The sequence below is a fragment of the Streptomyces sp. NPDC058646 genome, from assembly GCF_042716875.1.
Taxonomy (GTDB): Bacteria; Actinomycetota; Actinomycetes; order Streptomycetales; family Streptomycetaceae; genus Streptomyces.
This window is the reverse complement of sequence record NZ_JBHXRK010000009.1, coordinates 182,342-207,478: the sequence shown is the minus strand read 5'-3', so window position 1 is coordinate 207,478 and position 25,137 is coordinate 182,342. Positions and strand designations below refer to the sequence as shown.

Sequence of the window (25,137 nt, the reverse complement as noted above, 5' to 3'; positions counted from 1 at the left end):
TTATTGCGGATCCCGGGCGTCGGTGGTGAGTACCACGCGGGAGCGATCACCCGGCCGCCGGATCGATCGGCCCGTCGCGCTGGCCAGAAGGGCGATCAGACCGGCCACCGCGGGCAGTACGTAAGCCGTTTCGGTGCCCAGGCGGTCGACGGTCAGGCCGGCGGTCGCCGAACCGGCCGCGATCCCCGCGAGGATGGCGGTGACCGCGAGGGTCATGCCCTCGTTGAGGCGGCCCTCGGGGGTGAGTTCGTGGACCCGGGCCATCGCGGTGACCATCGTCGGCGCCGTGGCCATGCCGGCCAGCAGCAGGGCGACGGCCAGGGCGGCCGTCGAGCCGGTGCCCGCCGCCGCCCAGGGCAGCGCCATCATCACGGCCAGGGCGCACACGCAGGCCCGCAGCGAGCGGGGGCGCAGGGTCCCGTAGAGCAGACCGGCCGCGCAGGAGCCCGCCGCCTGGAGGGCGAGGACCGGGCCGGTGGCGGCGCCCAGGCCGTGGGATGCCAGATGGGCGATGGAGGTGACCTCCATCGAGCCGAAGACCAGGCCCATGGCGAGGAAGAGCAGCAGCAGCGGCGCCAGGGTGCGCAGCGGGGACCCCTGCCGGGGCGCTGCCGTCACCGGGGGCTCGGTGGAGCGGCGGGACAGGAAGACCACCATGCCGGTGAGGAGCAGGGCGGCGCCGGCGAGGGTGCCCGCCTCGGGGAAGACGGCGGTGCAGAGGAAGGCGGCCAGGACCGGGCCGAGCATGTAGCAGAGTTCGTCGGCGGCCTGTTCGAAGGACATCGCGGTGTGGTGCGAGGCGGGGGAGTCGCGCAGCAGGTGGGTCCAGCGGGCGCGGGACATCCCGCCGATGTTGGGGGTGGTGGCGGTCGCCGCGTACGAGGCGAAGAGGGTCCAGGCGGGGGCGCCGGTCCGGACGCACACGACCAGGGCGAGCGAGCCGAGGACCGCCATCAGGGTGGCCGGGAGGGCGATCCGTGCCTGGCCGTGGCGGTCGACGAGCCGGGCCGTCCAGGGCGCGACGAAGGCGGTGGCACCGAGCCCGGTCGCGGCGACCGCACCGGCGAGGGCGTACGAGCCGCGCTGCCCGGCGATCATCATGACCGCGCTGATCCCGAACATGCCCATGGGCAGCCGGGCGAGGAGGTTGCCGACGGTGAAGGCGCGCGTGCCGGGGAGGTCGAACAGCCGGCGGTACGGCCCGGGGGCACGAGTGCCCGTACGGCTGCGGGTGCGCGCCCGGTCGTGGTCGTGGGCCGGGGCGACGAGGACGAGGGTGGCGCCGGTGACGGTCATGCGGGGCACGGGCGCGGGCGCGGCGGCGGAGCGGGAGGCGGTCGGGGTGACGGGCATGGGAAGAGCCTCGGTCCGGGCACCCGTCGCGGTCCAACACCTGTTCCGAGGCCATTCACGCCCTTTCGTTGTTAGTCTCCCGGGGTGAACCCGGTGATACCCCGTGACGTGGAACCCCGGCTGCTGCGCGGATTCGTCGCCGCCGCCGAGGAACTGCACTTCACCCGCGCCGCCGCCCGCCTGTACGTCGCCCAGCAGGCCCTCAGCCGGGACGTCCGCAGGCTCGAACACATGCTGGGTGCTCCCCTGTTCACGCGCACCACCCGGCAGGTGGAACTCACCGCCGAGGGGCACCGGCTGCTGCCGCTGGCCCGCCGGGTGCTGCGCGCCCACGACGACCTGGCCGCCGCCTTCGGCGCCGCCGCCGGGCCCCGGGCGCTGCTCGTGGACCTCAACACCGACGGGCCGAGCACCGGGCGCACCGTGCTGGAGCGGGCCCGCGAACTCGCCCCGGACTGCGAGCTGATGGCCCGCTTCGAGAGCGGGCTCACCCATGCCGCCGCCGAGATCGCCGCCGGACGGCTCGACGTCTCCTTCGGGTACGCCGACGGGCTGGACCCCGCGCTGCGGGCCCGGCTCGCCCGGCGGCGCGTGCGGTACGAGCCGCTTGCCGTGGTGCTGCCCGAGGACCACCCCCTGGCCGCGCGGGACCTCGTACCGCTGGACGCGCTGGCCGGGCAGCGCGTGTACACGGGGGCCGGGAACCCGCGGACCCTGGAGTGGACGGGGCTGGCGCGCGAGCTGTTCGCCGGGCGGGGCATCGAGGCGGCGCCGCCCGCTCCGGTGGCCGTGGGGAAGGAGGAGTTCCGCCGGGTGATGGCCAAGACCCGCAATCCCGTGCTGGCGACCGTGGACTTCCTCGACATGCCGGGGTCCGTGAAGCGGCCGCTGACCGCCCCGGTGCCGCTGTCCCCGCTGTCGATGGTGTGGCGGAAAGGGTTCAGCCATCCCGGCCTGGACGCCCTGCGCGCCGCGGCCGCCGCCCTGGCGGCCGAGCGGGACTGGCTGGAGGTGCCGCCCGGCAGCTGGGTGCCGGCCGGTCTCACACCTGCACCGGGCGACGGGTGAGTGCAAGGTTTCGCAGTGGTCATCCGGCGGGGACCGAGGCCGAAACGCGCCGTTCCTACGGTCGTCACCACGGACGCGACAGCTGTGGAGGCGTGTGATGACCGGTACCGCACCGCGTAAGGGGGGCCGCTGGATCGAGCGGTGGGAACCCGAGGACGAGACCTTCTGGAAGGAGTCGGGGGAGCGGATCGCCCGCCGGAACCTCCTCTACTCGGTCCTTTCCGAACACATCGGGTTCTCCATCTGGTCGCTGTGGTCCGTGATGGTGCTCTTCATGGGGCCGCAGTACGGGATCGACGCCGCCGGAAAGTTCTTCCTCATCGGGACCGCCACCCTGGTCGGAGCCCTGGTGCGGGTCCCCTACACCTTCGCCGTCGCCCGGTTCGGCGGCCGGAACTGGACCGTCTTCAGCGCCCTGCTGCTGCTCGCGCCGACCGTGGCCGCCCTCGTGGTCATGGAGCCCGGGACCTCGTACGGCACCTTCCTGGCCGTGGCCGCCCTGACCGGCGTCGGCGGCGGGAACTTCGCCTCGTCGATGACGAACATCAACGCCTTCTTCCCGCTGCGCAAGAAGGGCTGGGCCCTCGGGCTGAACGCGGGCGGCGGGAACATCGGCGTTCCCGTGGTGCAGCTCGTCGCCCTGCTGGTCATCGGTACCGCCGGGGCGGGCCACCCGCGCCTGCTGCTCGCCGCGTACATCCCGCTCGTCATCCTCGCCGCCACCCTCGCGGCGCTGCGCATGGACAACCTGGCGCCCGTACGCAACGACACCGGCGCGGTGCGCGAGGCCCTGCGCGAACCGCACACCTGGATCATGGCGTTCCTCTACGTCGGCACCTTCGGCTCCTTCATCGGCTACAGCTTCGCCTTCGGACTGGTCCTCCAGACGCAGTTCGGCCGCAGCCCCCTGCAGGCCGCCTCCCTCACCTTCATCGGACCGCTGCTGGGCTCCCTGATCCGGCCCGTGGGCGGAGCACTGGCGGACCGCTACGGCGGCGCGCGGATCACGCTCGGCAACTTCGTGGCGATGGCGGCCGCGACCGGGCTGGTGATCCTCGCCTCGGTACGGGAGTCGCTGCCCGTCTTCCTCATCGGGTTCGTGTCGCTGTTCGTGCTGAGCGGCCTCGGCAACGGGTCGACGTACAAGATGATCCCCGGCATCTTCCAGGCCAAGGCGCTGGCCCGGGGGATGAGGGGCGAGGACGCGGCGGCCTACGGGCGACGGCTCTCCGGGGCGGCCATGGGGCTGATCGGCGCGGTGGGCGCGCTCGGGGGTCTCGGCATCAACCTGGTCTTCCGCGAGGCGTTCATGAGTACCGGCTCAGGAACGGCCGCCTTCGTGACCTTCCTCGGCTGCTACGCCGTGTGCTGCGCCGTGACGTGGGCGGTATACCTTCGCCGGCCCGCGGCCCCCGCGGCCGCCGCTGCGGGGGAGACGGCGAAGCCGCAGCTCACCTCGGTGTAACAGCGCTTAACCGCACCGAAATACGGTGGAACCGAGCCTGACACGCCGTGTTGGCAGGCTCGGTTCCGCGATGCGACACCGACCCACTGGGCAAGGCAGGTCACGATGGACCACGACAGGCAGACCGGTCCGCTCGCGGGCTTCACCGTCGGAGTCACCGCAGCGCGCCGGGCCGATGAACTGATCGCCCTGCTGCGCCGCCGCGGAGCCTCCGTACTGCACGCACCCGCACTGCGGATCGTGCCCCTGGCCGACGACAGCGAACTGCTGGCCGCCACCAAGGAACTCATCGACTGCGCACCGGACGCGGTCGTCGCCACCACCGCCATCGGCTTCCGCGGCTGGATCGAGGCCGCCGACGGGTGGGGACTCGGCGAGGAACTGCTGGAGCGGCTGCGGGCCGCCGAACTGCTGGCGCGCGGGCCCAAGGTCAAGGGAGCCATCCGGGCCGCCGGGCTGGTGGAGGCCTGGTCCCCGCAGTCGGAATCGCTCGCCGAGGTCCTGGACCGGCTGCTCGGCGCCGGGGTGGCCGGGCGGCGGATCGCGATCCAGCTGCACGGGGAACCGCTGCCCGGCTTCGTCGAGGCCCTGCGGGCCGGCGGGGCGGAGGTGGTGGTCGTCCCCGTGTACCGGTGGATGGCTCCGGAGGACCTCGGACCTCTGGACCGGCTGCTGGACGCGATGGTCGCGGGCGGCGTGGACGCGGTCAGCTTCACCTCGGCGCCGGCCGCGGCCTCCCTGCTCTCCCGGGCCGAGGAGCGCCACCTGCACGAGGAGGTGCTGGCCGCGCTGCGGGGCGGGGTGCTGTCGGCGTGCGTCGGGCCGGTGACCGCCCTGCCGCTGCAGGCGCACGGCGTCGACACGGTGCAGCCGGAGCGGTTCCGGCTGGGCCCGCTGGTGCAGCTGCTCTGCCGCGAACTGCCCGGCCGGGCCAAGGTGCTGCCGGTCGCCGGACACCGACTGGAGATCCGCGGGCACGCCGCGCTGGTCGACGCCGAGCTGCGGCCGGTGCCGCCCGCCGGGATGGCCCTGCTGCGGACGCTGGCCCGGCGGCCGGGCTGGGTGGTGGCCCGCGCGGACCTGCTGCGGGCCCTGCCGGGGGCGGGCCGGGACGAGCACGCGGTCGAGACCGCCATGGCCCGGCTGCGGGTGGCGCTGGGGGCGCCGAAGCTGATCCAGACGGTGGTCAAGCGGGGGTACCGGCTGGCGCTGGACGCGGGCGGGGAGGTCAAGTACGGGGACTCCGCACCGGACTGAACCCGGCGCCGGGCGGGCCGGGCGGCTTCGGTAGCGTGCTGCAATGATCATTGACGGTGTGGAGATGAGGGCCCTCGAACGCGCCGACGCGGCCGGGCTCGCCGAGGCGTTCACGCGTAACCGGGCGGCCATGGCGCACGTCGAGCCGGTCCGCCCCGCCGCGTTCTACACCGAGCAGGGCCAGCGCGGCCGCATCGAGGGCGCGCTCGCCGACCGGGACGCGGGCCGGCTGCTCCCGTACGTGTTCGTGGAGACGGCCACCGGTGCGCCGGTCGGGGCGATCAACCTCGGCTCCATCGTCCTGGGGCCGCTGTGCAGCGGTGGCGTCGGCTACTGGGTGGACCGGGCCTGGCACGGCAGGGGGCTGGCCACCGCCGCCGTCGAGGAGGTCTGCCGGATCGCCCGCGACGAGGTCGGCCTGCACCGGGTCGAGGCCGGGACCCTCGTCGACAACCTGGCCTCACAACGGGTGCTGGCGAAGGCCGGCTTCGAGCAGTACGGCCTCGCGCCGCGGTACCTGCACATCGCGGGTGCCTGGCGTGACCACCGGCTCTTCCAGCGGCTCCTGCACGACGAGCCGCCGGGGCACCAGGCACTGTGACGACAGGGCCTGGCGCCGTGGCCGGAAAGGTGTGCCGGGCGGCGCGGCCCGGTGGGCCTTTGCGGTCACAGCACCAGCCGCCTGGCGGGCGGACCAGGGGCTCTGCCCCGGACCCCGCGCCCCCATCGCCGGCGGGGCCGGATTCGGCTGATGCCGTGTGCCGGCTGCGGCTGGACGGGAAGCTCCGCGCGGCGGTACGCCCGCACCCGCACGGGGGGTTCCGTTGCGCGGCGGCGAGCGGCACTCTGGGGAGGCGCCCCACTACGCGAGGCGGTGACGGGCATGAGGTTCGATTCCGGGCGGGTCTGCCTGGACCTGGTGGCCACCTTCACCCCCCACGAGGGGATCCGGGACGGCGACGGGCTGCGGCTGTGGCTCGCCGGGACCGGCCTGGTCCCCGACGGGACGCCGCTGACCCGCGTTGGCCCCGAGTGGGTCGCGGCCTTCCGGTCCCTGCGCGGCGACGTGGACACCCTCGTCCGGGCGGAACTGGACGGCGCCGCGCCGTCCGGCGGCACGGCGCCGGCCCTCGCCCGGGTCAACGCGCTGGCTGCCGGTCCACCCCCGGGACTGTGTGCCGTACGGGATCAAGAAGGGCACCTGGTGCGGGAATTGTGCGGCGGCGTGGAATGCGGCGCGCTCCTCGCGGCCGTCGCCCGCGACGCGGTGGAGCTGCTCACCGACCCCGGCGACCTGGCCCTGCTGCGGGCCTGCGAGGGAGACGGCTGCACCCGGATCTACCTCGACACTTCCCGCGGCCACCGGCGCCGCTGGTGCTCCAGCGAACGGTGCGGCAACCGCGAACGCGTCGCCCGGCACCGCCGCCGGGTCCTGGCGGCCGGTTCCGCCTGACCCGCCGGGGCGGCCGCCGCCCGGCTTGATCGACAGGACACCCCCCGGTTCCGGAACGGGCGTGCGGACAGGGTCCCGGTTCGCGTACGGTTGACGGTCGCCCATGCACGTCAGAAGGGGGCCTTGGTGGCCGCGCAGAATGCCGCTGTCGACAGCACGGCGGATTCCGTCCGCGATCGGGAGATCGCGGTCGAGCAGACGCATCTCGACCAGGTGTACCGACGCCTCGAGGAGAAGATCCACGAGGCCGAGTTCCTGATGAACGACGCGGCCCAGAGGGGCCAGGTGGGGACACCCGGTGCGCTCGCCGAGCGCGACGCGCAGGTCTTCCGCGCGGGCATCCACCTGAACCGGCTCAACAACGAGTTCGAGGACTTCCTCTTCGGCCGCATCGACCTGGTGCTCGGCAAGGACGGCGAGCGGGGGCCCGACGGCGCCTACACCTCCGTGGAGCCCGCCGACGACGCGATCCGCGAGGACCTCACGGCCGATATCGCCGAGACCCTCCACATCGGCCGCATCGGGGTCCTCGACTCCGACTACGCGCCGCTGGTCATCGACTGGCGCGCGCCGGCCGCCGCGCCGTTCTACCGCTCCACGCCCAAGGAGCCCGGCCGCGTCGTGCGCCGCCGCGTCATCCGCTCCAAGGGCCGCAAGGTGCTGGGCGTCGAGGACGACCTGATGCGCCCCGAGGTCACCGCCTCCCTCGGCGGCCGGGAACTGCCCGTCATCGGCGACGGCGCCCTGATGGCCGCGCTCGGCCGGGCCCGTACGCACTCGATGCGGGACATCGTCTCCTCCATCCAGGCCGAGCAGGACCTCGTCATCCGCGCGCCCGCCGCCTCCGTGGCCGAGGTGGCGGGCGGCCCGGGCACCGGCAAGACGGCCGTCGCCCTGCACCGCGCCGCGTACCTGCTCTACCAGGACCGGCGCCGCTACTCCGGCGGCATCCTGATCGTCTCCCCGACACCGCTGCTCGTCGCCTACACCGAGGGCGTCCTGCCCTCGCTCGGCGAGGAGGGCCAGGTCGCCATCCGGGCCCTGGGCTCGCTCGTCGACGGGGCGGAGGCGACCACGTACGACGATCCGGCCGTGGCCCGGATCAAGGGCTCCTCCCGGATGCTCAAGGTGCTCCGCAAGGCCGTACGGGGGGCCCTGGAGCTGGGTGCGGCACCCGACCGGCTGCGGGTGGTGGCCTTCGGCCGCCGCCAGGAGCTGGAGGCCGCCGAGCTGAACCGGATCCGGCAGAACGTCCTCAGCGGCACCGCGCCCGTCAACCTGCTGCGCCCGCGCGCCCGCAAGCTGCTGCTCGACGCCCTGTACGCGAAGTCCGGCAGCGCCGGCCGGCACAGCGACCCGGAGCTGGCCGCCGAGCTGCGCTCCGCCTTCGACGAGGACATCTCCACCGAGGACTCCTTCGTCGGCTTCCTGGACGCCTGGTGGCCCGAGCTGACCCCGCGCGGGGTGCTCGCCGCGATGGCGGACGAGCGGCGGCTCGGCCGCTGGTCCCGCCGGGACCTGAACCCGCGCGAGACCCGCCAGCTGGCCCGCTCGCTGCGCCGCGTGGGCCCGGACGGCAAGGGGCCGCTGTCGGTGCACGACGTGGCGCTGCTGGACGAGCTGCAGCAGCTGCTGGGCGCCCCGGCCCGGCCGCGGCGCAAGCGGGAGCTGGACCCGCTCGACCAGCTGAGCGGGCTGGAGGAGCTGATGCCGACCCGCGAGGAGACCCAGTGGGAGCGGGCCGAGCGGCTCGCGGCGGAGCGCACCGAGTACGCGCACGTCATCGTCGACGAGGCCCAGGACCTGACGCCCATGCAGTGGCGGATGGTGGGCCGCCGGGGCCGGCACGGCACCTGGACGGTGGTCGGCGACCCGGCGCAGTCCTCCTGGACCGACCCCGAGGAGGCGGCCGCCGCCCGTGACGAGGCGCTGGGGAGCCGGCCGCGCCGCCGGTTCACCCTCACGGTGAACTACCGCAACCCGGCGGAGGTCGCCGAGGTCGCGGCCCGGGTGCTGCGCCTGGCGATGCCCGGCATGGAGCCGCCGTCGGCGGTCCGCTCCACGGGTCTGGAGCCCCGCTTCACGGCCGCCGCGGGTGACCTGGGCGAGACGGTGCGCGAGGAGACGCGCAGGCTCCTGGAGCAGGTGGACGGCACCGTGGGCGTGGTCACCGCCATGGACCGGCGCGCGGAGGCCGCGGGCTGGCTCGCCGGCCTGGGCGGGCGGGCGGTGGCCCTGGGCAGCCTGGAGGCCAAGGGCCTGGAGTACGACGCGACGGTGGTCGTCTCCCCGGCGGAGATCGCGGACGAGTCCCCGGCGGGGCTGCGGGTGCTGTACGTGGCGCTGACGCGTGCGACGCAGCAGCTGACGGTGGTGGCGGCGAAGCGGGACCGGCCGGACGCGGACGGGGTGCCGGAGCTGCTCAAGCCGTAGCGGACACCGGCTCCCGCGGCGGCGGGCGCCACCGTACGGCCGGTTGGCCCGCGGCCAGGCGCGTGGGATGAGAACCGGAGGGCGGGAGGGGGCTCGCATTCGGCGATCCTTTGTTAGCCTGGGTTACGGCACCGACTCGATCCAAGCCCCCGGGCCCAACCTTCGTCGCTCAGAGCGACCACTTGCCGCGAGGCGAGCATGGCGGGTCGGTGCCGCCAGACGAATCAACAGGTCCGCGTCCTCCACCAGGTGGAGGACGCGGACCTGTTTTGTGTCAATCCACCATTCCACCGGGCCCTACTATCTCGTATGGTGGAAGAGTCTTTCCGAAGTTTGTAGCTGGTTACCTTGTACCGGCTGGTAGGTGGGACGATCGGACAACAGGTCCTGCCGCACCCGGCACGTTCTCGGCCGGTGCAGCGCGGGACCCTGTGTGTACAGCGAAAACCAGGGACAGAAGAGGAACACGGCCATGGCAACGGCGCCCAGCGTCTCGTATTCGATGACGGTCCGCCTGGAAGTGCCCGCGAGCGGAACCGCGGTCTCCCAGCTCACCACCGCCGTGGAGTCCTCCGGCGGCTCGGTCACCGGCCTCGACGTGACCGCCTCCGGGCACGAGAAGCTCCGGATCGACGTCACCATCGCCGCGACCTCCACCGCGCACGCCGACGAGATCGTCGAGAAGCTGCGGGGCATCGAGGGCGTCAGCCTCGGCAAGGTCTCGGACCGTACCTTCCTGATGCACCTCGGCGGCAAGATCGAGATGGCGTCCAAGCACCCCATCCGCAACCGTGACGACCTCTCGATGATCTACACCCCGGGCGTGGCCCGCGTGTGCATGGCGATCGCCGAGAACCCCGAGGACGCCCGCCGCCTGACCATCAAGCGCAACTCCGTCGCAGTCGTGACGGACGGCTCCGCCGTCCTGGGCCTGGGCAACATCGGCCCGATGGCCGCCCTGCCCGTCATGGAGGGCAAGGCGGCCCTCTTCAAGCGCTTCGCGGGCATCGACGCGTGGCCGATCTGCCTCGACACCCAGGACACCGACAAAATCGTCGAGATCGTCCGCGCGATCGCCCCGGGCTTCGCCGGCATCAACCTGGAGGACATCTCCGCGCCGCGCTGCTTCGAGATCGAGGCCCGGCTGCGCGAGGCCCTCGACATCCCCGTCTTCCACGACGACCAGCACGGCACCGCGATCGTCGTGCTCGCGGCGCTCACCAACGCACTTCGCGTCGTGGGCAAGGCAGTTGGCGACGTCAAGGTCGTCATGTCCGGCGCCGGCGCGGCCGGTACGGCCATCCTCAAGCTGCTCCTCGCGGCGGGCGTCAAGAACGCCGTCAGTGCCGACATCCACGGTGTCGTGCACGCGGACCGCCCCGACCTCGTCGACGCGGCCCCGGACTCCCCGCTGCGCTGGATCGCCGACAACACCAACCCCGAGGGCTACACGGGCACCCTCAAGGAGGCCGTGGTCGGCGCCGACGTCTTCATCGGCGTCTCGGCTCCCAACGTGCTCTCCGGCGAGGACGTGGCGGCCATGGCCGAGGGCGCGATCGTGTTCGCGCTCGCGAACCCGGACCCCGAGGTGGACCCGGCCGTCGCCCGTCAGACCGCCGCTGTCGTGGCCACCGGGCGCTCCGACTTCCCCAACCAGATCAACAACGTGCTGGTCTTCCCGGGTGTCTTCCGCGGCCTGCTGGACGCCCAGTCCCGCACCGTGAACACGGAGATGATGCTGGCCGCCGCGACCGCCCTGGCGGACGTGGTCGGCGAGGACGAACTGAACGCGAACTACATCATTCCTTCGGTGTTCAACGACAAGGTCGCGGGTGCGGTCGCCGGCGCCGTCCGCAAGGCGGCCTCCGCCGTCTGACGGGCGCTCGGCGGGGCCGGGGGCCGTCTGTGACGGCCCTCACGGCCCTCCGGTCCCGGCGCGTCGCGAGATGCGGGCCCGGTGGGGCGCCTCTAGGGTTGCGGGGATGCCCGCGAGGTCCGCGGTCCGCATCCGGCGAGTGCGGACGGAGCGTCACCGCGGCGTGACTGTGGCGCTTTTCGTGTGACCCCGGCGGGTGCCGGATTGGCTTTCCCGCCGCTGGTGGGGGCAGGATGCGTAACCGGGCGAGAGGGTCTGACGTTCAGACCCGGGTCCGGGGACTGTCCGAGGGCCCTGGCAGCATCGGCTTCGATCTCACGCCTCTAAGGCAAGTTGAACACGGGAGTACAACATGAACCGCAGTGAGCTGGTGGCCGCTCTGTCCGAGCGCGCCGAGGTGACCCGCAAGGACGCCGACGCCGTTCTGGCCGCGCTCGCCGAGACCGTCGGCGAGATTGTCGCCAAGGGCGACGAGAAGGTCACCATCCCCGGCTTCCTGACCTTCGAGCGCACCCACCGTGCCGCTCGCACCGCGCGCAACCCGCAGACCGGCGACCCCATCCAGATCCCGGCCGGCTACAGCGTGAAGGTCTCCGCGGGCTCCAAGCTCAAGGAAGCCGCCAAGGGCAAGTAGTCCTGCCCCGGCGCCGAAGGCCGCACAGGCCTTCGGGACGGCGAGTAGTGGCGCAGCTTTGCGCAGAACGGCGAAGGGCGGCCATCCCCGGTGGGGATGGCCGCCCTTCGGCCTGTCCGGGCCCCGGGCCGGCCGGACGCCCGCCGGGCCCCCCGGCCCGACGAGGCGCCTGCCAGGGCCTCCTGAGGGGCCCCAGGGGCCCCGTGGGCCCCGCCCCGCCCGCCTCGGGCCCACGGGAAAGCCCCCCGGGCCCTTGCGGGGCCCGGGGGGCTGTGCGGACGGTGCGTCAGGCGCCGGTGCGGGGCGCCCGGGCGGGGCGTCAGACGAGGTCGCCGCCCGGCAGTTCGACCTTCGCGCCCAGCTCCACGAGCTTCTCCATGAAGTTCTCGTAACCGCGGTTGATGAGGTCGATGCCGTGGACCCGCGAGGTGCCCTCGGCCGCCAGGGCCGCGATGAGGTACGAGAAGCCGCCGCGCAGGTCGGGGATGACCAGGTCGGCGCCCTGCAGCTTGGTGGGGCCGGAGACGACCGCCGAGTGCAGGAAGTTGCGCTGGCCGAAGCGGCACGCGCTGCCGCCCAGGCACTCGCGGTACAGCTGGATGTGAGCACCCATCTGGTTGAGCGCCGAGGTGAAGCCGAGCCGGGACTCGTAGACCGTCTCGTGGACGATCGAGAGGCCGGAGGCCTGCGTCAGGGCCACGACCAGCGGCTGCTGCCAGTCGGTCTGGAAGCCGGGGTGCACGTCCGTCTCCAGCGCGATGGCCTTGAGCGGGCCGCCCGGGTGCCAGAAGCGGATGCCGTTGTCGTCGATCTCGAACGCGCCGCCGACCCGGCGGAAGGTGTTCAGGAAGGTCATCATCGAGCGCTGCTGGGCACCGCGCACGTAGATGTTGCCGCCGGTCGCCAGGGCGGCGGACGCCCAGGAGGCGGCCTCCAGACGGTCCGGGAGGGCCTTGTGGTTGTAGCCGCCGAGGCTGTCGACACCCGTGATCCGGATGGTCCGGTCGGTGTCGACGGAGATGATCGCGCCCATCTTCTGCAGGACGCAGATGAGGTCCTCGATCTCCGGCTCCACCGCGGCGTTGCTGAGCTCGGTGACGCCCTCGGCCAGGACGGCCGTCAGCAGCACCTGCTCGGTCGAGCCGACCGACGGGTAGGGGAGGCGGATCTTGCAGCCGCGCAGCCGCTGCGGGGCCTCCAGGTACTGGCCGCCCTCGCGCTTCTCGATGGTCGCGCCGAACTGGCGGAGCACGTCGAAGTGGAAGTCGATCGGCCGTCCGCCGATGTCGCAGCCGCCGAGGCCGGGGATGAAGGCGTGCCCGAGGCGGTGCAGCAGGGGGCCGCAGAAGAGGATCGGGATGCGCGACGAGCCCGCGTGCGCGTCGATGTCGGCGACGTTCGCGCTCTCGACGTGGGTGGGGTCGAGCACCAGCTCGCCCGGCTCCTCGCCGGGACGGACCGTCACCCCGTGCAGCTGGAGCAGACCGCGCACGACGCGCACGTCACGGATGTCGGGAACGTTGCGCAGCCGACTGGGTCCACTGCCGAGCAGCGCGGCGACCATGGCCTTGGGTACGAGGTTCTTCGCACCGCGGACTCGGATCTCGCCCTCGAGCGGGGTGCCGCCGTGGACAAGCAGTACATCGTCACTGATGCCGGTCATGAATCTCGCGTTCCGGGAGGGGTGGGCAGGGGGCCAGGGAAAAGAGTAAGGGTCACCACCCCTTTGTTTGTATGGCTGACGCGGCCGTAGGACTGTCATGAATTCGGTACAGCACCCTCCGTACCCATCCCATGGCGGAGTGTTGCGTTCCGCCTGCGTCCGCGCGCCTGCTCCCGCTCCGCCGCCGTGCGCCCTGAGCTGCGTACGGTCCGATCTCGCCGCCCGCGCCCCCGGAACGGCGAATGTGCGAGATCATGGCGGCATGACCGAGGTGTCCTCCCTCACAGGGAGACTGCTCGTGGCCACGCCCGCCCTCGCGGACCCGAATTTCGACCGGGCCGTGGTGCTCCTGCTCGATCACGACGAGCAGGGCTCGCTCGGCGTGGTCCTCAACCGGCCGACCCCGGTGGGCGTCGGCGACGTCCTGCTGCCCTGGGCCCCCCTGGCGGGTGACCCCGGCGTGGTCTTCCAGGGCGGCCCGGTGGCGCTCGACTCGGCCCTGGGGATCGCGGTCATCCCCGGCGAGGACGGCCCCCTCGGCTGGCGCCGGGTGCACGGGGCGATCGGGCTGGTCGACCTGGAGACCCCGCCGGAACTGCTCGCCGCGGCCCTCGGCAGCCTGCGCATCTTCGCCGGCTACTCCGGATGGGGGCCGGGCCAGCTGGAGGCGGAGGTGGGCGAGGGCGCCTGGTACGTCGTGGAGTCGGAGCCCGGTGACGTGTCGTTCCCCGATCCGCAACGGCTGTGGAGGGCGGTGCTGCGCCGCCAGCGCAGTGACCTTGCGATGGTCGCCACCTATCCGGACGACCCGTCGCTCAACTGACGCGGCCGGGGTTCAGTACCCTGGGTCCATGAGCACTCTTGAGCCCGAGCGCGGGACTGGCACGGGGACCCTCGTAGAGCCGACGCCGCAGGTGTCGCACGGTGACGGCGACCACGAGCGCTTCGCCCACTACGTCCAGAAGGACAAGATCATGGCGAGCGCGCTCGACGGGACCCCCGTCGTCGCGCTCTGCGGCAAGGTCTGGGTACCGGGACGGGACCCGAAGAAGTACCCCGTCTGCCCCATGTGCAAGGAGATCTACGAGTCCATGGGTCCCGGCGGGGACAAGGACAAGGGCGGCAAGGGCAAGTAGTCCGGCTCCCGCGTCCGGCCGTCCGGCCCGATCCCGGGGCCCGGCTGCCCGGCCCGCGGCCGGTCGTTCCCGCAGGACCGAGGCCCCCTGGGTGCGCAGTGGCGTACCCGGGGGGCCTTCGGCGTACTAGGGTCTGCGCTGAGGAGCATCCTTCGAAACGGCTGTTGCGCAGGATGCAACGGGCTGCTGCGAAGGGCTGACGCATGGACCTGATCCCCGCCCCCCGGACCGCCGTCCTCCACGAGGACGGCCTCCGCTTCGAGTTCGGGCCCGAACCCCAGCTCGGCGCCGGGCCCGGGGCCGAGGGCGCCGCCCGCCGGCTGCGCCGCGAGCTCGGCGCGGCCACCGGCTGGGACCTGCCGGCCGCCCGGCCGGGCGGGACCGCCGACGTACGGCTGCGCCTCGACCCGGACCCCGCCGGATCCCCGGAGGCGTACGCCCTCACGGTCGACGCCACGGGCGTCGAGCTGACCGCCGCGGGCGAGGCCGGGCTGTTCTGGGCGACGCAGACGCTCCGTCAGCTCCTGGGGCCGGGCGCCTACCGCAGGGCCCCGCTGCCCGGCCGCGCCTGGAGCCTGCCGTACGCGGAGATCACGGACGCCCCCCGGTTCGGCTGGCGCGGCCTGATGCTCGACGTCGCCCGGCACTTCATGCCCAAGGACGGCGTGCTGCGGTACATCGACCTGCTCGCCGCGCACAAGCTCAACGTGCTGCACCTGCACCTGACGGACGACCAGGGCTGGCGGGTCGAGATCAAGCGGTACCCGCGGCTGACCGAGGCGGGGGCGTGGCGGGCGCGCAGCCGGTGGGGGCACCGGGCCTCCCCGCTGTGGAACGAGACCCCGCACGGCGGCTACTACACCCAGGACGACCTCCGCGAGATCGTCGCGTACGCCGCCGAGCGGCACGTGCGGGTGGTCCCGGAGATCGACGTGCCGGGGCATTCGCAGGCCGCGATCGCCGCGTACCCGGAGCTGGGGAACACCGACGTCGTCGACACCTCCGCCCTGCGGGTGTGGGACGACTGGGGCATCAGCGAGAACGTGCTCGCACCCACCGAAGCCGTGCTGCGCTTCTACGAAGGGGTCTTCGAGGAGCTGCTGGACCTCTTCCCCGCCGAGGTCTCGCCCTTCGTCCACATCGGCGGCGACGAGTGCCCCAAGGCCCAGTGGAGGTCCTCCCCGGCCGCCCAGGCGCGGATCCGGGAGCTGGGCGTGGACGGGGAGGACGGGCTCCAGTCCTGGTTCATCGGGCACTTCGACGGCTGGCTCGCCGCGCGGGGGCGACGGCTGATCGGCTGGGACGAGATCCTGGAGGGCGGGCTCGCGCCCGGGGCGGCGGTGTCCTCCTGGCGGGGCTACGCGGGCGGCGTCGCCGCGGCCGAGGCCGGGCACGACGTGGTCATGTGCCCCGAGCAGCACGTCTACCTGGACTACCGTCAGGCGCCGGGCGGGCAGGAGCCGATGCCGATCTCCTACGTCCGTTCGCTGGAGGACGTCTACCGCTTCGAGCCCGTACCGCCGCAGCTGTCGGAGCGGGCGGCCGCCCACGTGCTCGGGGCGCAGGCCAACGTGTGGACCGAGGTGACGGAGAACCAGGACCGCGTCGACTACCAGGTGTTCCCGCGGCTGGCCGCCTTCGCCGAGGTGGTGTGGTCGCGGCGGGCGGCGCCCGAGGAGCGCGACTTCGCGGGGTTCGAGGCGCGGATGGCGGGGCACTACGCGCGACTGGACGCGCTCGGGGTCGGCTACCGGCCACCGGGCGGCCCGCTGCCGTGGCAGAAACGCCCGGGCGTGCTCGGACGCCCGAAGGAGGGAACCCCGCCGAACGTGTGACGACGGGAAGAGGAACTCTTCCTAGATTTCCGCTTATACGGGGAAAAGCGGACGATCGGGTGACCTGGGCGGGACCGGGGCGCCGGTGACGTGCGGGGAAGCGGTGGCGGGGGTGCGCCGGGGCGCCCGGCCGACCCTCGCGCCGGGCCGTACGGAAGATGTGCCAGAGTTGCCACGTCCCGGCGGTGAGCACGTACCGTACGGCGGAACAGGCGCGAGCGCCGGGACCGGGACATCGGGAAGGGGCAGCTGGGTTGACCACGCACGCACCGCACGCAGTGCACGCACCGCAGGGGCCGCAGCCGGCGCAGTCCGTGACGCTGCCGGTCTCACTCGACGAGGCCGTGGCGGCGCTCACCGCCATGCCCGCCGCCGTGCCCGTCGCCGGTGGCACCGACCTCATGGCCGCCGTCAACGCCGGGCTGCTGCGGCCCGCCGCCCTGGTGGGCCTCGGCCGCATCAACGAGATCCGCGGCTGGCAGTACCAGGACGGGCACGCCCTGCTCGGCGCGGGCCTCACCCACGCACGGATGGGGCGGCCGGATTTCGCCGCTCTGATCCCCGCCCTGGCCGCCGCCGCGCGCGCCGCCGGGCCCCCGCAGATCCGCAACGCCGGAACCCTCGGCGGGAACATCGCCACCGCCGCGCCGACGGGTGACGCGCTGCCCGTGCTGGCCGCGCTGGAGGCCGTCCTCGTCATCGTCGGCCCGGTCGGGCAGCGGGAGATCCCGGTCTCGCACCTGCTGGCCGGCCGGGAGATGCTGCGGCCCGGCGAACTGATCGGTTTCGTGCGGGTGCCGCTGCTGCACGCCCCGCAGGTCTTCCTCAAGGCCACCGGGCGCACGGGCCCGGGCCGCGCCGTCGCGTCCGTGGGGCTCGTACTGGACCCCGCGCGCCGGGGCGTGCGCTGTGCGATCGGTGCGGTCGCCCCGATGCCGCTGCGGCCGCTGGAGGCCGAGCAGTGGGTGGCCTCGCTGATCGACTGGGACGGGGAACGGGCCCTGGCCCCCGAGGCGCTGGAGGCCTTCGGCGACTACGTCGCGGCGGCCTGCGTACCCGACCAGGGGGAACCGGTGGCCCCGGGCGTACTGCATCTGCGGCGGACGGTCGCCGTGCTGGCACGGAGGGCCCTGGGGAGGGCGCTGACCTCATGAGTGGGAACGGGAACGGGTACGTGAGCGGAGCGACTGGGGGCCCGGGCGACACGGGCCCGACGGGATCCGACTGGGGCTGGGAGCCGGTGCCGCACGGCGGCGAGTACGACTCCGACGCGACGGCCTTCGTGAAGCTGCCCCAGGACATGCTGGACGCGCTCGACACCGGCGAGCCGCTGGCCGCCCCCGGGCACGGATACGTGCCGCCGCCGATGATCGTGCCGCTGGGCTCCGCCACCACGGATCCGGCGGCCACGGGCACCTGGGGCATCCCGGTCCAGTGGCCCGAGGCGGGCACGGCCGCGCAGCCGGAACCGGCTCCCGGCCCGGCCCCCGTCGGCGGACCGATCCCGGCGTCGATCCCGATCCCGGCCTCGGTTGCCGCCGCCTTCGCCTCCTCCGGCTACGCGGACCCGGCAGCGGCCGATCAGACCGCGGCCGAGACCGGCCACGACCCGGGCGCCACCGCGGAGTGGCGCTTCCCCGACGCCGCGCACGACGAACCCGGGGGCGATGCCTCCGCGACCGGCCAGTGGGCCGTGCCGGAGGTCCCCGGCCAGCCCGAGGACTTCGGACAGGGCGCCTACGCGGCCGACTGGAGCCAGGCCCCGGCGACCCTGCCGGGCGGCGCCCCCGCCCCGTGGGCGAACCACCCCGACTTCGACGCCGCCCGCGGCTACGCCCAGCCGGGCGGGGACCACGACCCCGGCACGCTGCCGGGCACCGACGACGCGGTGGCGGCCGCCGCCGCGGACGCGGCCTCCGCACGGCCGGCGGGCGGCGCCGGAGCAGGCTTCCGCCCGCGCGTGCTGGGCGGCCCCGGCGTGGGCACCCCCCTGCCGGAGGGCGAGCCGGCCCCGCACGACATCGAGGCCGCGCACGGCCCGGCGGCCGCACCGGTCGCCGGGGAACGGCCGCACCCCGGCGCCGAAGCCGCCGAGCCGGGCGGGGCCCCCGACGCACCCCCGGCGGTGTTCGACCTCTTCGGCGTGAACCGGGCCGCGGTGGCGCCCCCCGCCGCGCCCGCACGGCCCGGCGACAGCGACGGCCACGGCTTCGCCGCCTTCGGCCACGCCCCGGAGCCGGGCCCCGGCCACGCCCCGGAGACCGGGCACGACTCCGGCCACGCGCCGGAGCCCGGTCACCTGCCCGAGCCGGGTCATGCGTCCGAGCCGGGTCATGCGTCCGAGGCGGGCTACGCGTCCGAGGCGGGGCACGCGCCGGAGCCGGGTCATGCGTCCGAGCCGGGCTACGCGTCCGAGCCGGGTCATGCGTCCGAGCCGGGCTACGGGTCCGAGCCGGGTCACGCGCCCGAGCCGGGTCACGCGTCCGAGGCGGGCGGGGCGGAGCACGGGCCGGTGGACGGGCAGGGGCCCGCAGAGGGCGCCCCGGACCCCGAGGACACCCAGGCCGCGCCCACGCCGGACGAGGGCACCGCCGATCTCGCCGTGGCACCTCCGGACGCGGGTACCGCCGAAGGTCTCCCGCCCGGGGAGCCGGCGTACGAAGAAGGAACCGCAGCGGGGGCCGTCGCCCACCACGAGCACCCGCACGCCTCCTACGTCCTGCGCGTCAACGGCGCCGACCGCCCGGTCACCGGCGCCTGGATCGGCGAGTCCCTCCTCTACGTGCTGCGCGAGCGCCTCGGCCTCGCCGGCGCCAAGGACGGCTGCTCGCAGGGCGAATGCGGCGCCTGCGCCGTGCAGGTCGACGGCCGTCTCGTCGCCTCCTGCCTCGTCCCGGCCGCAACGGCCGCCGGCAGCGAGGTCCGGACCGTCGAGGGTCTGGCGACCGACGGGGAACTGTCGGACGTGCAGCAAGCGTTGTGCAGGTCGGGCGCGGTCCAGTGCGGGTTCTGCGTCCCCGGCATGGCCATGACCATCCATGACCTGCTGGAGGGCAACCACGCCCCCAGCGAGCTGGACACCCGCCAGGCGCTGTGCGGCAACCTCTGCCGCTGCTCCGGCTACGCGGGGGTCATCGACGCCGTGCGCGAGGTCGTGGCCGAACGCGAGGCGGCGGCGTCCGGCACGGCGGCCGAGTCCGCGGCCCCGCAGACTTCCCCGGAGCCGCGCATCCCGCACCAGGCAGCGCCCGGCGAGGGCGGCATCCACCACGGAGGCACGGCGTGAGCGGGCAGGACGCGGCGACGGCGACGACGGCGCTGAACACCACGGTGACGGCCCTGGCGGCCCCGGCGGAGGACACCGCGGAGCAGCAGGCACCGCGCGGCATCGGCGTCTCCGTCCCGGCCTCCGACACCCGCGCCAAGACGGAGGGCACCTTCCCCTACGCCGCCGACCTGTGGGCCGAGGGCCTCCTCTGGGCGGCCGTGCTGCGCTCCCCGCACGCCCACGCCCGGATCCTGTCCATCGACACCTCGGCCGCCGCCGCCATGCCGGGCGTCCGCGCCGTCGTCACCCACGCCGACGTCCCCGGGGCGACCACGCACGGCCGCCGGGTCGCCGACCGCCCGGTCTTCGCCCACGACGTCGTACGCCACCACGGCGAGCCCATCGCCGCCGTCGCCGCCGACCACCCCGACACGGCGCGGCTCGCCGCTGCCGCCATCGCCGTCGAGTACGAACTCCTCGACCCGGTCACCGACCCCGAGCAGTCCTTCGGCGCGCCCGCCCTGCACCCCGACGGCAACCTGATCCGGCACATCCCGCTGCGCTACGGCGACCCGGAGGCGACCGGAGAGGTCGTCGTCGAGGGCCTCTACCGGATCGGCCGCCAGGACCCGGCGCCCATCGGGGCCGAGGCGGGCCTGGCCGTGCCGAGGCCGGACGGCGGCGTCGAGCTGTACACCGCCTCCACCGACCCGCACACCGACCGCGACCTGGCGGCGGCCTGCTTCGGGCTGGAGCCCGACCGCGTACGGGTCGTCGTCACCGGCGTCCCCGGTGCGACGGCCGACCGGGAGGACGCGGCCTTCCAGCTCCCGCTGGGCCTGCTGGCCCTGCGGACGGGCTGCCCCGTGAAGATGGTCGCCACCCGCGAGGAGTCCTTCCTCGGCCACACGCACCGGCACCCGACGCTGCTGCGCTACCGCCACCACGCGGACGCGGAGGGCCGGCTGGTCAAGGTCGAGGCGCAGATCCTGATGGACGCGGGCGCGTACGCCGACGCGTCCGCGGAGTCGCTGGCGGCGGCGGTGGCCTTCGCCTGCGGCCCGTACGTCGTCCCGCACGCCTTCGTGGAGGGCTGGGCGGTGCGCACCAACAACCCGCCGTCGGGCCACGTCCGCGGTGAGGGCGCGATGCAGGTGTGCGCCGCGTACGAGGGGCAGATGGACAAGCTCGCGGCGGCCCTCGGCATCGACGGCGCGGAACTGCGCATGCGCAACGTCCTGGCGACGGGCGACCTGCTGCCCACCGGCCAGACCGTGACCTGCCCGGCTCCGGTGGCGGAACTGCTGCGCGCGGTCCGCGACTTCGAGCTGCCCGCCCTGCCGAAGGACACCCCCGAGGACGAGTGGCTGCTGCCGGGCGGCCCCGAGGGCGCGGGCGAGCCGGGCGCGGTGCGGCGCGGCGTCGGGTACGGGGTCGGCATGGTCCACATGCTCGGCGCCGAGGGCACCGACGAGGTGTCGACGGCGACGGTCAAGGTCGTCGACGGCGTGGCGACGGTGATCTGCGCGGCGGTCGACACCGGCCAGGGCTTCGCCACGCTCGCCCGCCAGATCGTCCAGGAGACGCTGGGCGTCGACGAGGTGGTGATGGCCCCGGTCGACACCGACCAGCCGCCGGCGGGTCCGTCGGCGCACGGCCGCCACACGTGGGTGTCGGGCGGCGCGGTCGAGCGGGCGGCGAAGATGGTCCGTACACAGCTCCTCCAGCCGATGGCCCACAAGCTGGGCATGTCCACGGAGCTGTTGCAGATCACGGACGGCCGGATCACCTCGTACGACGGTGCCTTCTCGATGACGGTGCCCGAGGCGATGGAGGGCAAGGAACTCTGGGCGACCGCCCAGTGCCGCCCGCACCCGACGGAGCCCCTGGACGCGGACGGCCAGGGCGACGCCTTCGTCGGCCTCGCGTTCTGCGCGATCCGCGCGGTGGTGGACGTGGACATCGAGCTGGGTTCGGTACGGGTGGTGGAGCTGGCCGTGGCCCAGGACGTGGGCCGCATCCTCAACCCCCGCCAGCTGGCGGCCCGTATCGAGGCGGGCGTCACGCAGGGCGTGGGCGCGGCCCTCACGGAGAACCTCCGTACGGTCTCGGGCCTGGTCCGCCACCCGGACCTGACGGGCTACACCCTGCCGACCTCGCTGGACGCGCCGGTGGTCCGCATCGTCAAACTGGTCGAGGAACGGGACGTGGTGGCGCCCTTCGGGGCCAAGGCGGCGAGCGCGATCCCTGTGGTGACGGCCCCGGCGGCGGTAGCCTCTGCGGTGCGCGCGGCCACGGGCCGGCCGGTGAACAGGCTCCCGATCCGGCCGTCTGCGGCGGTGGCGGCACCCAACTCGTGACCATGTGACCCGCATTGCACGTGCAATCCTGGGCTTGGGGCTGTCGGTACCGGTCGCTAGAGTGATCAGTACGACCGTCCACGCGCGCGTGCGAACGGTTGTGAACGGGGACGGGGAGCGGCGGAGACGCCGCGCCTACGGGGAGACGGGGAGTCGGGGAGGCCATCATGGCAGCGGACAACGGGCCAACATTGTTTGACGGTCCCTCAACGGACACAGCGGCCTTGATCATGAAGCAGGCGGAGGCGCAGTCGGCGCGGGCCGCTGCGCTGAAGGTCGAGTACGACTCGCTGAAGGACTACAAGGTCGTGGTGGACGGCCTCCTGACGTCACTGGGGAAGTCCCCGGCGGACCACGGCAAGCTGGCCGACGGCACCCTGCCGGCAGGCGCCCTGGGCAAGGACTTCCCGGAGGCCGAGACCCTCTTCAACACGTACAAGACGGTCCACTCGGAGCTGAAGAAGCTGTCGAAGGGGCTGGCGGGGCAGATCGAAGCCCTGGGCATCGCGATCCTGTCGGCGGGCAAGGGCTACGGCGAGGTGGACGACGAGACCAAGCGCCGCATGGTCGCCATTGCCAAAACGGCGACCGATGAGTACGTACGGGAACGCGACCCGTACGCGGACAAGGCAGACGGTACGAACAAGGGCGGTGTGGTCTGATGGCGACGAATTTCGAGGGCTACACGCACGCACAGCTCCACGCGATGATCGCTGCGATCGACCCCGAAGCGGTGCGGTCGCGGGGCGCGCTGCTCACCGATGCATCGGTCACGCTCAAGAAGATCGGCGACGACCTCAAGAGGCACAAGGTCAAGGGCTGGGAAGGTGAAGCCGCCGACGCCTTCGCGGACTGGGTGAACAAGATGGGCAGCGCCACGCTGGTGCTGGCCGAGTACAGCGAAGCCGGCGGCAAGCAGATGACCGAAGCCGCCCAGGTCATGAGCGAGGTCAAGCCCGACCCCGGCGGTAAGGGCAACATGCCCGCTTACAACGCTGCTGCCGACGCCACTCTCAGGGCCGAGCTCCAGACGCCGCGGGGCATGGACGCGGTGGCGAAGCTGAACGCCGACCACGCCCGGGCCGTGGACGCGATGAACAAGCTGGCCGGCAGGTACGACCTGTCGTCCAAGGAGATGGACAAGGCGAAGGTTCCGACGTTCCCGCCGCCTCCGCCGGTGCTCGTGCCGCCGATGGTCTACGGCCAGGAGGATCTCGCCAGGCCTGGCGGAGGGGGAGGAGGCGGCGTTGGCTCGTCCAGTTCCTCGTACGGCAGGCCTGAGGGCCCCGGTGGAGTCTCCCCGACGGAACCCGGATCGGTGCCGGGACGCCCGCCGCAGCCGGACGGTACGCCCCCGCCGACAGGCTCTGTGTTGCCTCCCCTGCCGGGGCTGCCGGACCGCGAGGTCGACGTGGACCTGGACAGCGTCATCGCGCCTCCGAACCCGACCCTGCCCCCGACGACCGGTCTCCCCACCGGGCCGGTGCCCGGTGGACCGGGCCCTGTCCTTCCCACCCCCGGCCCGTTCGTCCCGCCTGTGACGCTCCCGCCGGTCCGCAACGTGAAGGCCCCCGGGCTCACCGGCCCCGGCGGTCCCTTCGCGGGACCGACCGGTCCCCACGGTCCGGGCGGCAAGCTCGTCGGCCCGCCGGGTCTTCCTCCGCGCGACGCCGGGATCATGGGCGGGAGGCCGGTGACTCCGAACGGCCCCGGCGCGGGCCTCCCGCGCGGCACGGTCATCGGCACGGAAGGCCAGCACGCCGGCCGCGGCATGGGCGGTGGCATGGGCGCCGGACTCGCCGGTCCGCACGGCGGTCAGGCCGGGTCCCCCGTCGGCCGTCGACTGGCGACGGAGCCTGGCGGTACCGTCGGCGGTCGCTCGGCAGGGTCGGTCGGCGGTCGCCCGGTGGCGGGCGGGCAGCCGTTCACCCAAGGCGGTTCGGGTCTCGTCCGGAACGGTCACGGCGGCGCAGCCGGTGCCATGGGTCACGCGGGTGCGGGCGCACGTACACCTGGACAGCGGCGCGAGGAGCAGGGGGGCGAACGCCCCGACTACCTGGCCGAGGACGAAGAGACCTGGCAGAGCAACCGTCGCGTTGTTCCGCCGGTGATCGACTGAGCAGAACGGACATTGCACGGGATGCGCATGCGCAAGGCGACCTCGGCCCTGGTGGGTCTGCTGCTGGCCGGGGTCGCCGCGACCCCGGCCCACGCGGCCACGATTCGCTCGCAGCAATGGCATCTCGACGCCATGAAGGCTGACGACATCTGGAAGATCAGCACCGGCAAGGGCATCACCGTTGCGGTGATCGATACCGGCGTCAACCGCATTCCCGAACTTGAGGGACAGGTACTTCCCGGCGCGGTCTTCCCTGTTGGTGATGCCCCTGGTGACAAGGACAACGACTACAACGGGCACGGCACCGGTGTCTCAGCCATGATCGCCGGCACGGGGAAACACCCGAGTGGTGATGGTGCTTACGGGCTTGCACCCGGCGCCAAGATTCTTCCGATCCGGGTGCCCGACGTGATGGACGGAATCAAAACTCCCTCTTGGGTCGCGGCCATTCGATATGCGGCAGACTCGGACGCCAGAATCATCAATATTTCCTTGGCCATCGGAGGCAAGCCGGAGGACGATCGGGAGCGGGCGGAGGCGGTCAAGTACGCGCTCTCGAAAGGAAAATTGATCTTCGCTGGTGCTGGCAACGACGGGAACGCGACCCTCAAGTACCCGGCTGGGACGCCCGGTGTCATCGGCGTGGGCGCAGTGGACGCCAAGGGCGAGGCAACGGACGAGTCGCAGCGTGGTCCGCAGATCGACCTGTCCGCCCCCGGCATCGACATCGTCACGGCCTGCACCGGCAAGACAGGGCTGTGCAAGACCCACGGCACCAGTGACGCCTCCGCCCTCGCCTCCGCCTCCGCCGCCCTGCTCTGGTCCGCGCACCCCGACTGGACCAACAACCAGGTGCTCCGGGTCCTGTTGAACACCGCCGGGAAGCCCGTCGACGGGGCCGAGCGGAACGACTACGTCGGCTACGGGGTCGTCCGGCCCCGGATCGCCGTGCCGACGCCCGGTGATCCCGGTCCGGCGGACGTGTTCCCGCTGCCCGACCTCGCCGCCGCCGGCGCCGCGGCCCCCTCCGCCTCCCCGGACGGGAAGGGCCCGGCCACGCCTGCGCCCCGGGCCGAGGCGAAGAAGAAGGACGAGGGCAGCATGCTGCCCTGGATCGGCCTCGGGCTGGGAGCTTGCCTGTTGATCGGCGGAGCCGTCACCGCAGTTGTCGTACGGCGCACCAACCGCTGACCGACTCGATCTGGTCGTTCCATCCG

Annotated in this window: 19 protein-coding genes; 17 read left to right on the top strand and 2 right to left on the bottom strand. The window is 73.5% G+C overall.

Features of this window, described 5'->3' with window-relative positions:
* Positions 1–1,353 carry an MFS transporter gene (locus tag ACFWUZ_RS13990; protein ID WP_384371697.1) on the bottom strand — a complete coding sequence of 451 codons (1,353 nt, stop codon included), beginning with the start codon at positions 1,351–1,353 and terminating at the stop codon, positions 1–3.
* Positions 1,354–1,446: 93 nt separating this feature from the next.
* Here ACFWUZ_RS13990 and ACFWUZ_RS13985 point away from each other — a divergent pair, with 93 nt between their 5' ends.
* The 8 genes from ACFWUZ_RS13985 to ACFWUZ_RS13950 all read left to right on the top strand — a co-directional run bounded on the left by ACFWUZ_RS13985 (position 1,447) and on the right by ACFWUZ_RS13950 (position 11,539).
* Positions 1,447–2,421, top strand: a complete 975-nt coding sequence (locus ACFWUZ_RS13985) for a LysR family transcriptional regulator (RefSeq protein WP_384371792.1) — start codon at positions 1,447–1,449, stop codon at positions 2,419–2,421.
* Positions 2,422–2,518: 97 nt separating this feature from the next.
* Positions 2,519–3,886, top strand: a complete 1,368-nt coding sequence (locus ACFWUZ_RS13980) for a nitrate/nitrite transporter (protein WP_384371695.1) — start codon at positions 2,519–2,521, stop codon at positions 3,884–3,886.
* 105 nt (positions 3,887–3,991) lie between these two features.
* The gene (locus ACFWUZ_RS13975) at positions 3,992–5,143 is read left to right on the top strand and encodes a uroporphyrinogen-III synthase (RefSeq protein WP_384371693.1); all 1,152 of its coding nucleotides are present in this window, start codon (positions 3,992–3,994) and stop codon (positions 5,141–5,143) included.
* Between the two features lie 43 nt (positions 5,144–5,186).
* The gene (locus ACFWUZ_RS13970; RefSeq protein ID WP_384371691.1) at positions 5,187–5,744 is read left to right on the top strand and encodes a GNAT family N-acetyltransferase; all 558 of its coding nucleotides are present in this window, start codon (positions 5,187–5,189) and stop codon (positions 5,742–5,744) included.
* A 282-nt stretch (positions 5,745–6,026) separates the two neighbouring features.
* The gene (locus tag ACFWUZ_RS13965) at positions 6,027–6,596 is read left to right on the top strand and encodes a CGNR zinc finger domain-containing protein (RefSeq protein WP_384371689.1); all 570 of its coding nucleotides are present in this window, start codon (positions 6,027–6,029) and stop codon (positions 6,594–6,596) included.
* 126 nt (positions 6,597–6,722) lie between these two features.
* On the top strand, positions 6,723–9,029 hold the full coding sequence (locus ACFWUZ_RS13960) for a HelD family protein (RefSeq protein ID WP_384371687.1): 2,307 nt from the start codon (positions 6,723–6,725) through the stop codon (positions 9,027–9,029).
* 472 nt (positions 9,030–9,501) lie between these two features.
* Positions 9,502–10,905, top strand: a complete 1,404-nt coding sequence (locus ACFWUZ_RS13955) for an NAD-dependent malic enzyme (protein WP_384371685.1) — start codon at positions 9,502–9,504, stop codon at positions 10,903–10,905.
* Positions 10,906–11,257: 352 nt separating this feature from the next.
* On the top strand, positions 11,258–11,539 hold the full coding sequence (locus tag ACFWUZ_RS13950) for an HU family DNA-binding protein (protein ID WP_007264399.1): 282 nt from the start codon (positions 11,258–11,260) through the stop codon (positions 11,537–11,539).
* Positions 11,540–11,858: 319 nt separating this feature from the next.
* Here ACFWUZ_RS13950 and murA read toward each other — a convergent pair whose 3' ends face one another.
* Complete coding sequence (gene murA / locus ACFWUZ_RS13945) at positions 11,859–13,202, bottom strand: UDP-N-acetylglucosamine 1-carboxyvinyltransferase (RefSeq protein WP_031150226.1); 1,344 nt, start codon at positions 13,200–13,202, stop codon at positions 11,859–11,861.
* Positions 13,203–13,464: 262 nt separating this feature from the next.
* Here murA and ACFWUZ_RS13940 point away from each other — a divergent pair, with 262 nt between their 5' ends.
* The 9 genes from ACFWUZ_RS13940 (at position 13,465) to mycP (ending at position 25,111) form a co-directional block, all read left to right on the top strand.
* Positions 13,465–14,025 carry a YqgE/AlgH family protein gene (locus ACFWUZ_RS13940; RefSeq protein ID WP_384371683.1) on the top strand — a complete coding sequence of 187 codons (561 nt, stop codon included), beginning with the start codon at positions 13,465–13,467 and terminating at the stop codon, positions 14,023–14,025.
* A 28-nt stretch (positions 14,026–14,053) separates the two neighbouring features.
* A complete protein-coding gene (locus tag ACFWUZ_RS13935) occupies positions 14,054–14,338 on the top strand; it encodes a DUF3039 domain-containing protein (protein ID WP_384371681.1) in 285 nt (94 codons plus the stop codon).
* Positions 14,339–14,541: 203 nt separating this feature from the next.
* Complete coding sequence (locus ACFWUZ_RS13930) at positions 14,542–16,173, top strand: beta-N-acetylhexosaminidase (protein WP_384371679.1); 1,632 nt, start codon at positions 14,542–14,544, stop codon at positions 16,171–16,173.
* A gap of 254 nt (positions 16,174–16,427) precedes the next feature.
* A complete protein-coding gene (locus tag ACFWUZ_RS13925; protein WP_384371677.1) occupies positions 16,428–17,327 on the top strand; it encodes an FAD binding domain-containing protein in 900 nt (299 codons plus the stop codon).
* A 20-nt stretch (positions 17,328–17,347) separates the two neighbouring features.
* Positions 17,348–19,459 (top strand): 2Fe-2S iron-sulfur cluster-binding protein, encoded by a 2,112-nt coding sequence (locus tag ACFWUZ_RS13920; protein ID WP_384371675.1) that lies wholly within the window; start codon positions 17,348–17,350, stop codon positions 19,457–19,459.
* A gap of 44 nt (positions 19,460–19,503) precedes the next feature.
* The gene (locus ACFWUZ_RS13915; RefSeq protein ID WP_384371790.1) at positions 19,504–21,801 is read left to right on the top strand and encodes a xanthine dehydrogenase family protein molybdopterin-binding subunit; all 2,298 of its coding nucleotides are present in this window, start codon (positions 19,504–19,506) and stop codon (positions 21,799–21,801) included.
* 230 nt (positions 21,802–22,031) lie between these two features.
* Entirely contained in the window at positions 22,032–22,463 is a 432-nt protein-coding gene (locus tag ACFWUZ_RS13910; RefSeq protein ID WP_384371788.1) for a hypothetical protein, read from the top strand.
* On the top strand, positions 22,463–23,920 hold the full coding sequence (locus ACFWUZ_RS13905; protein WP_384371673.1) for a WXG100 family type VII secretion target: 1,458 nt from the start codon (positions 22,463–22,465) through the stop codon (positions 23,918–23,920). Before ACFWUZ_RS13910 ends, ACFWUZ_RS13905 begins: the two co-directional genes overlap by 1 nt.
* A gap of 21 nt (positions 23,921–23,941) precedes the next feature.
* On the top strand, positions 23,942–25,111 hold the full coding sequence (gene mycP, locus ACFWUZ_RS13900) for a type VII secretion-associated serine protease mycosin (RefSeq protein WP_384371671.1): 1,170 nt from the start codon (positions 23,942–23,944) through the stop codon (positions 25,109–25,111).
* Positions 25,112–25,137: the final 26 nt, after the last annotated feature.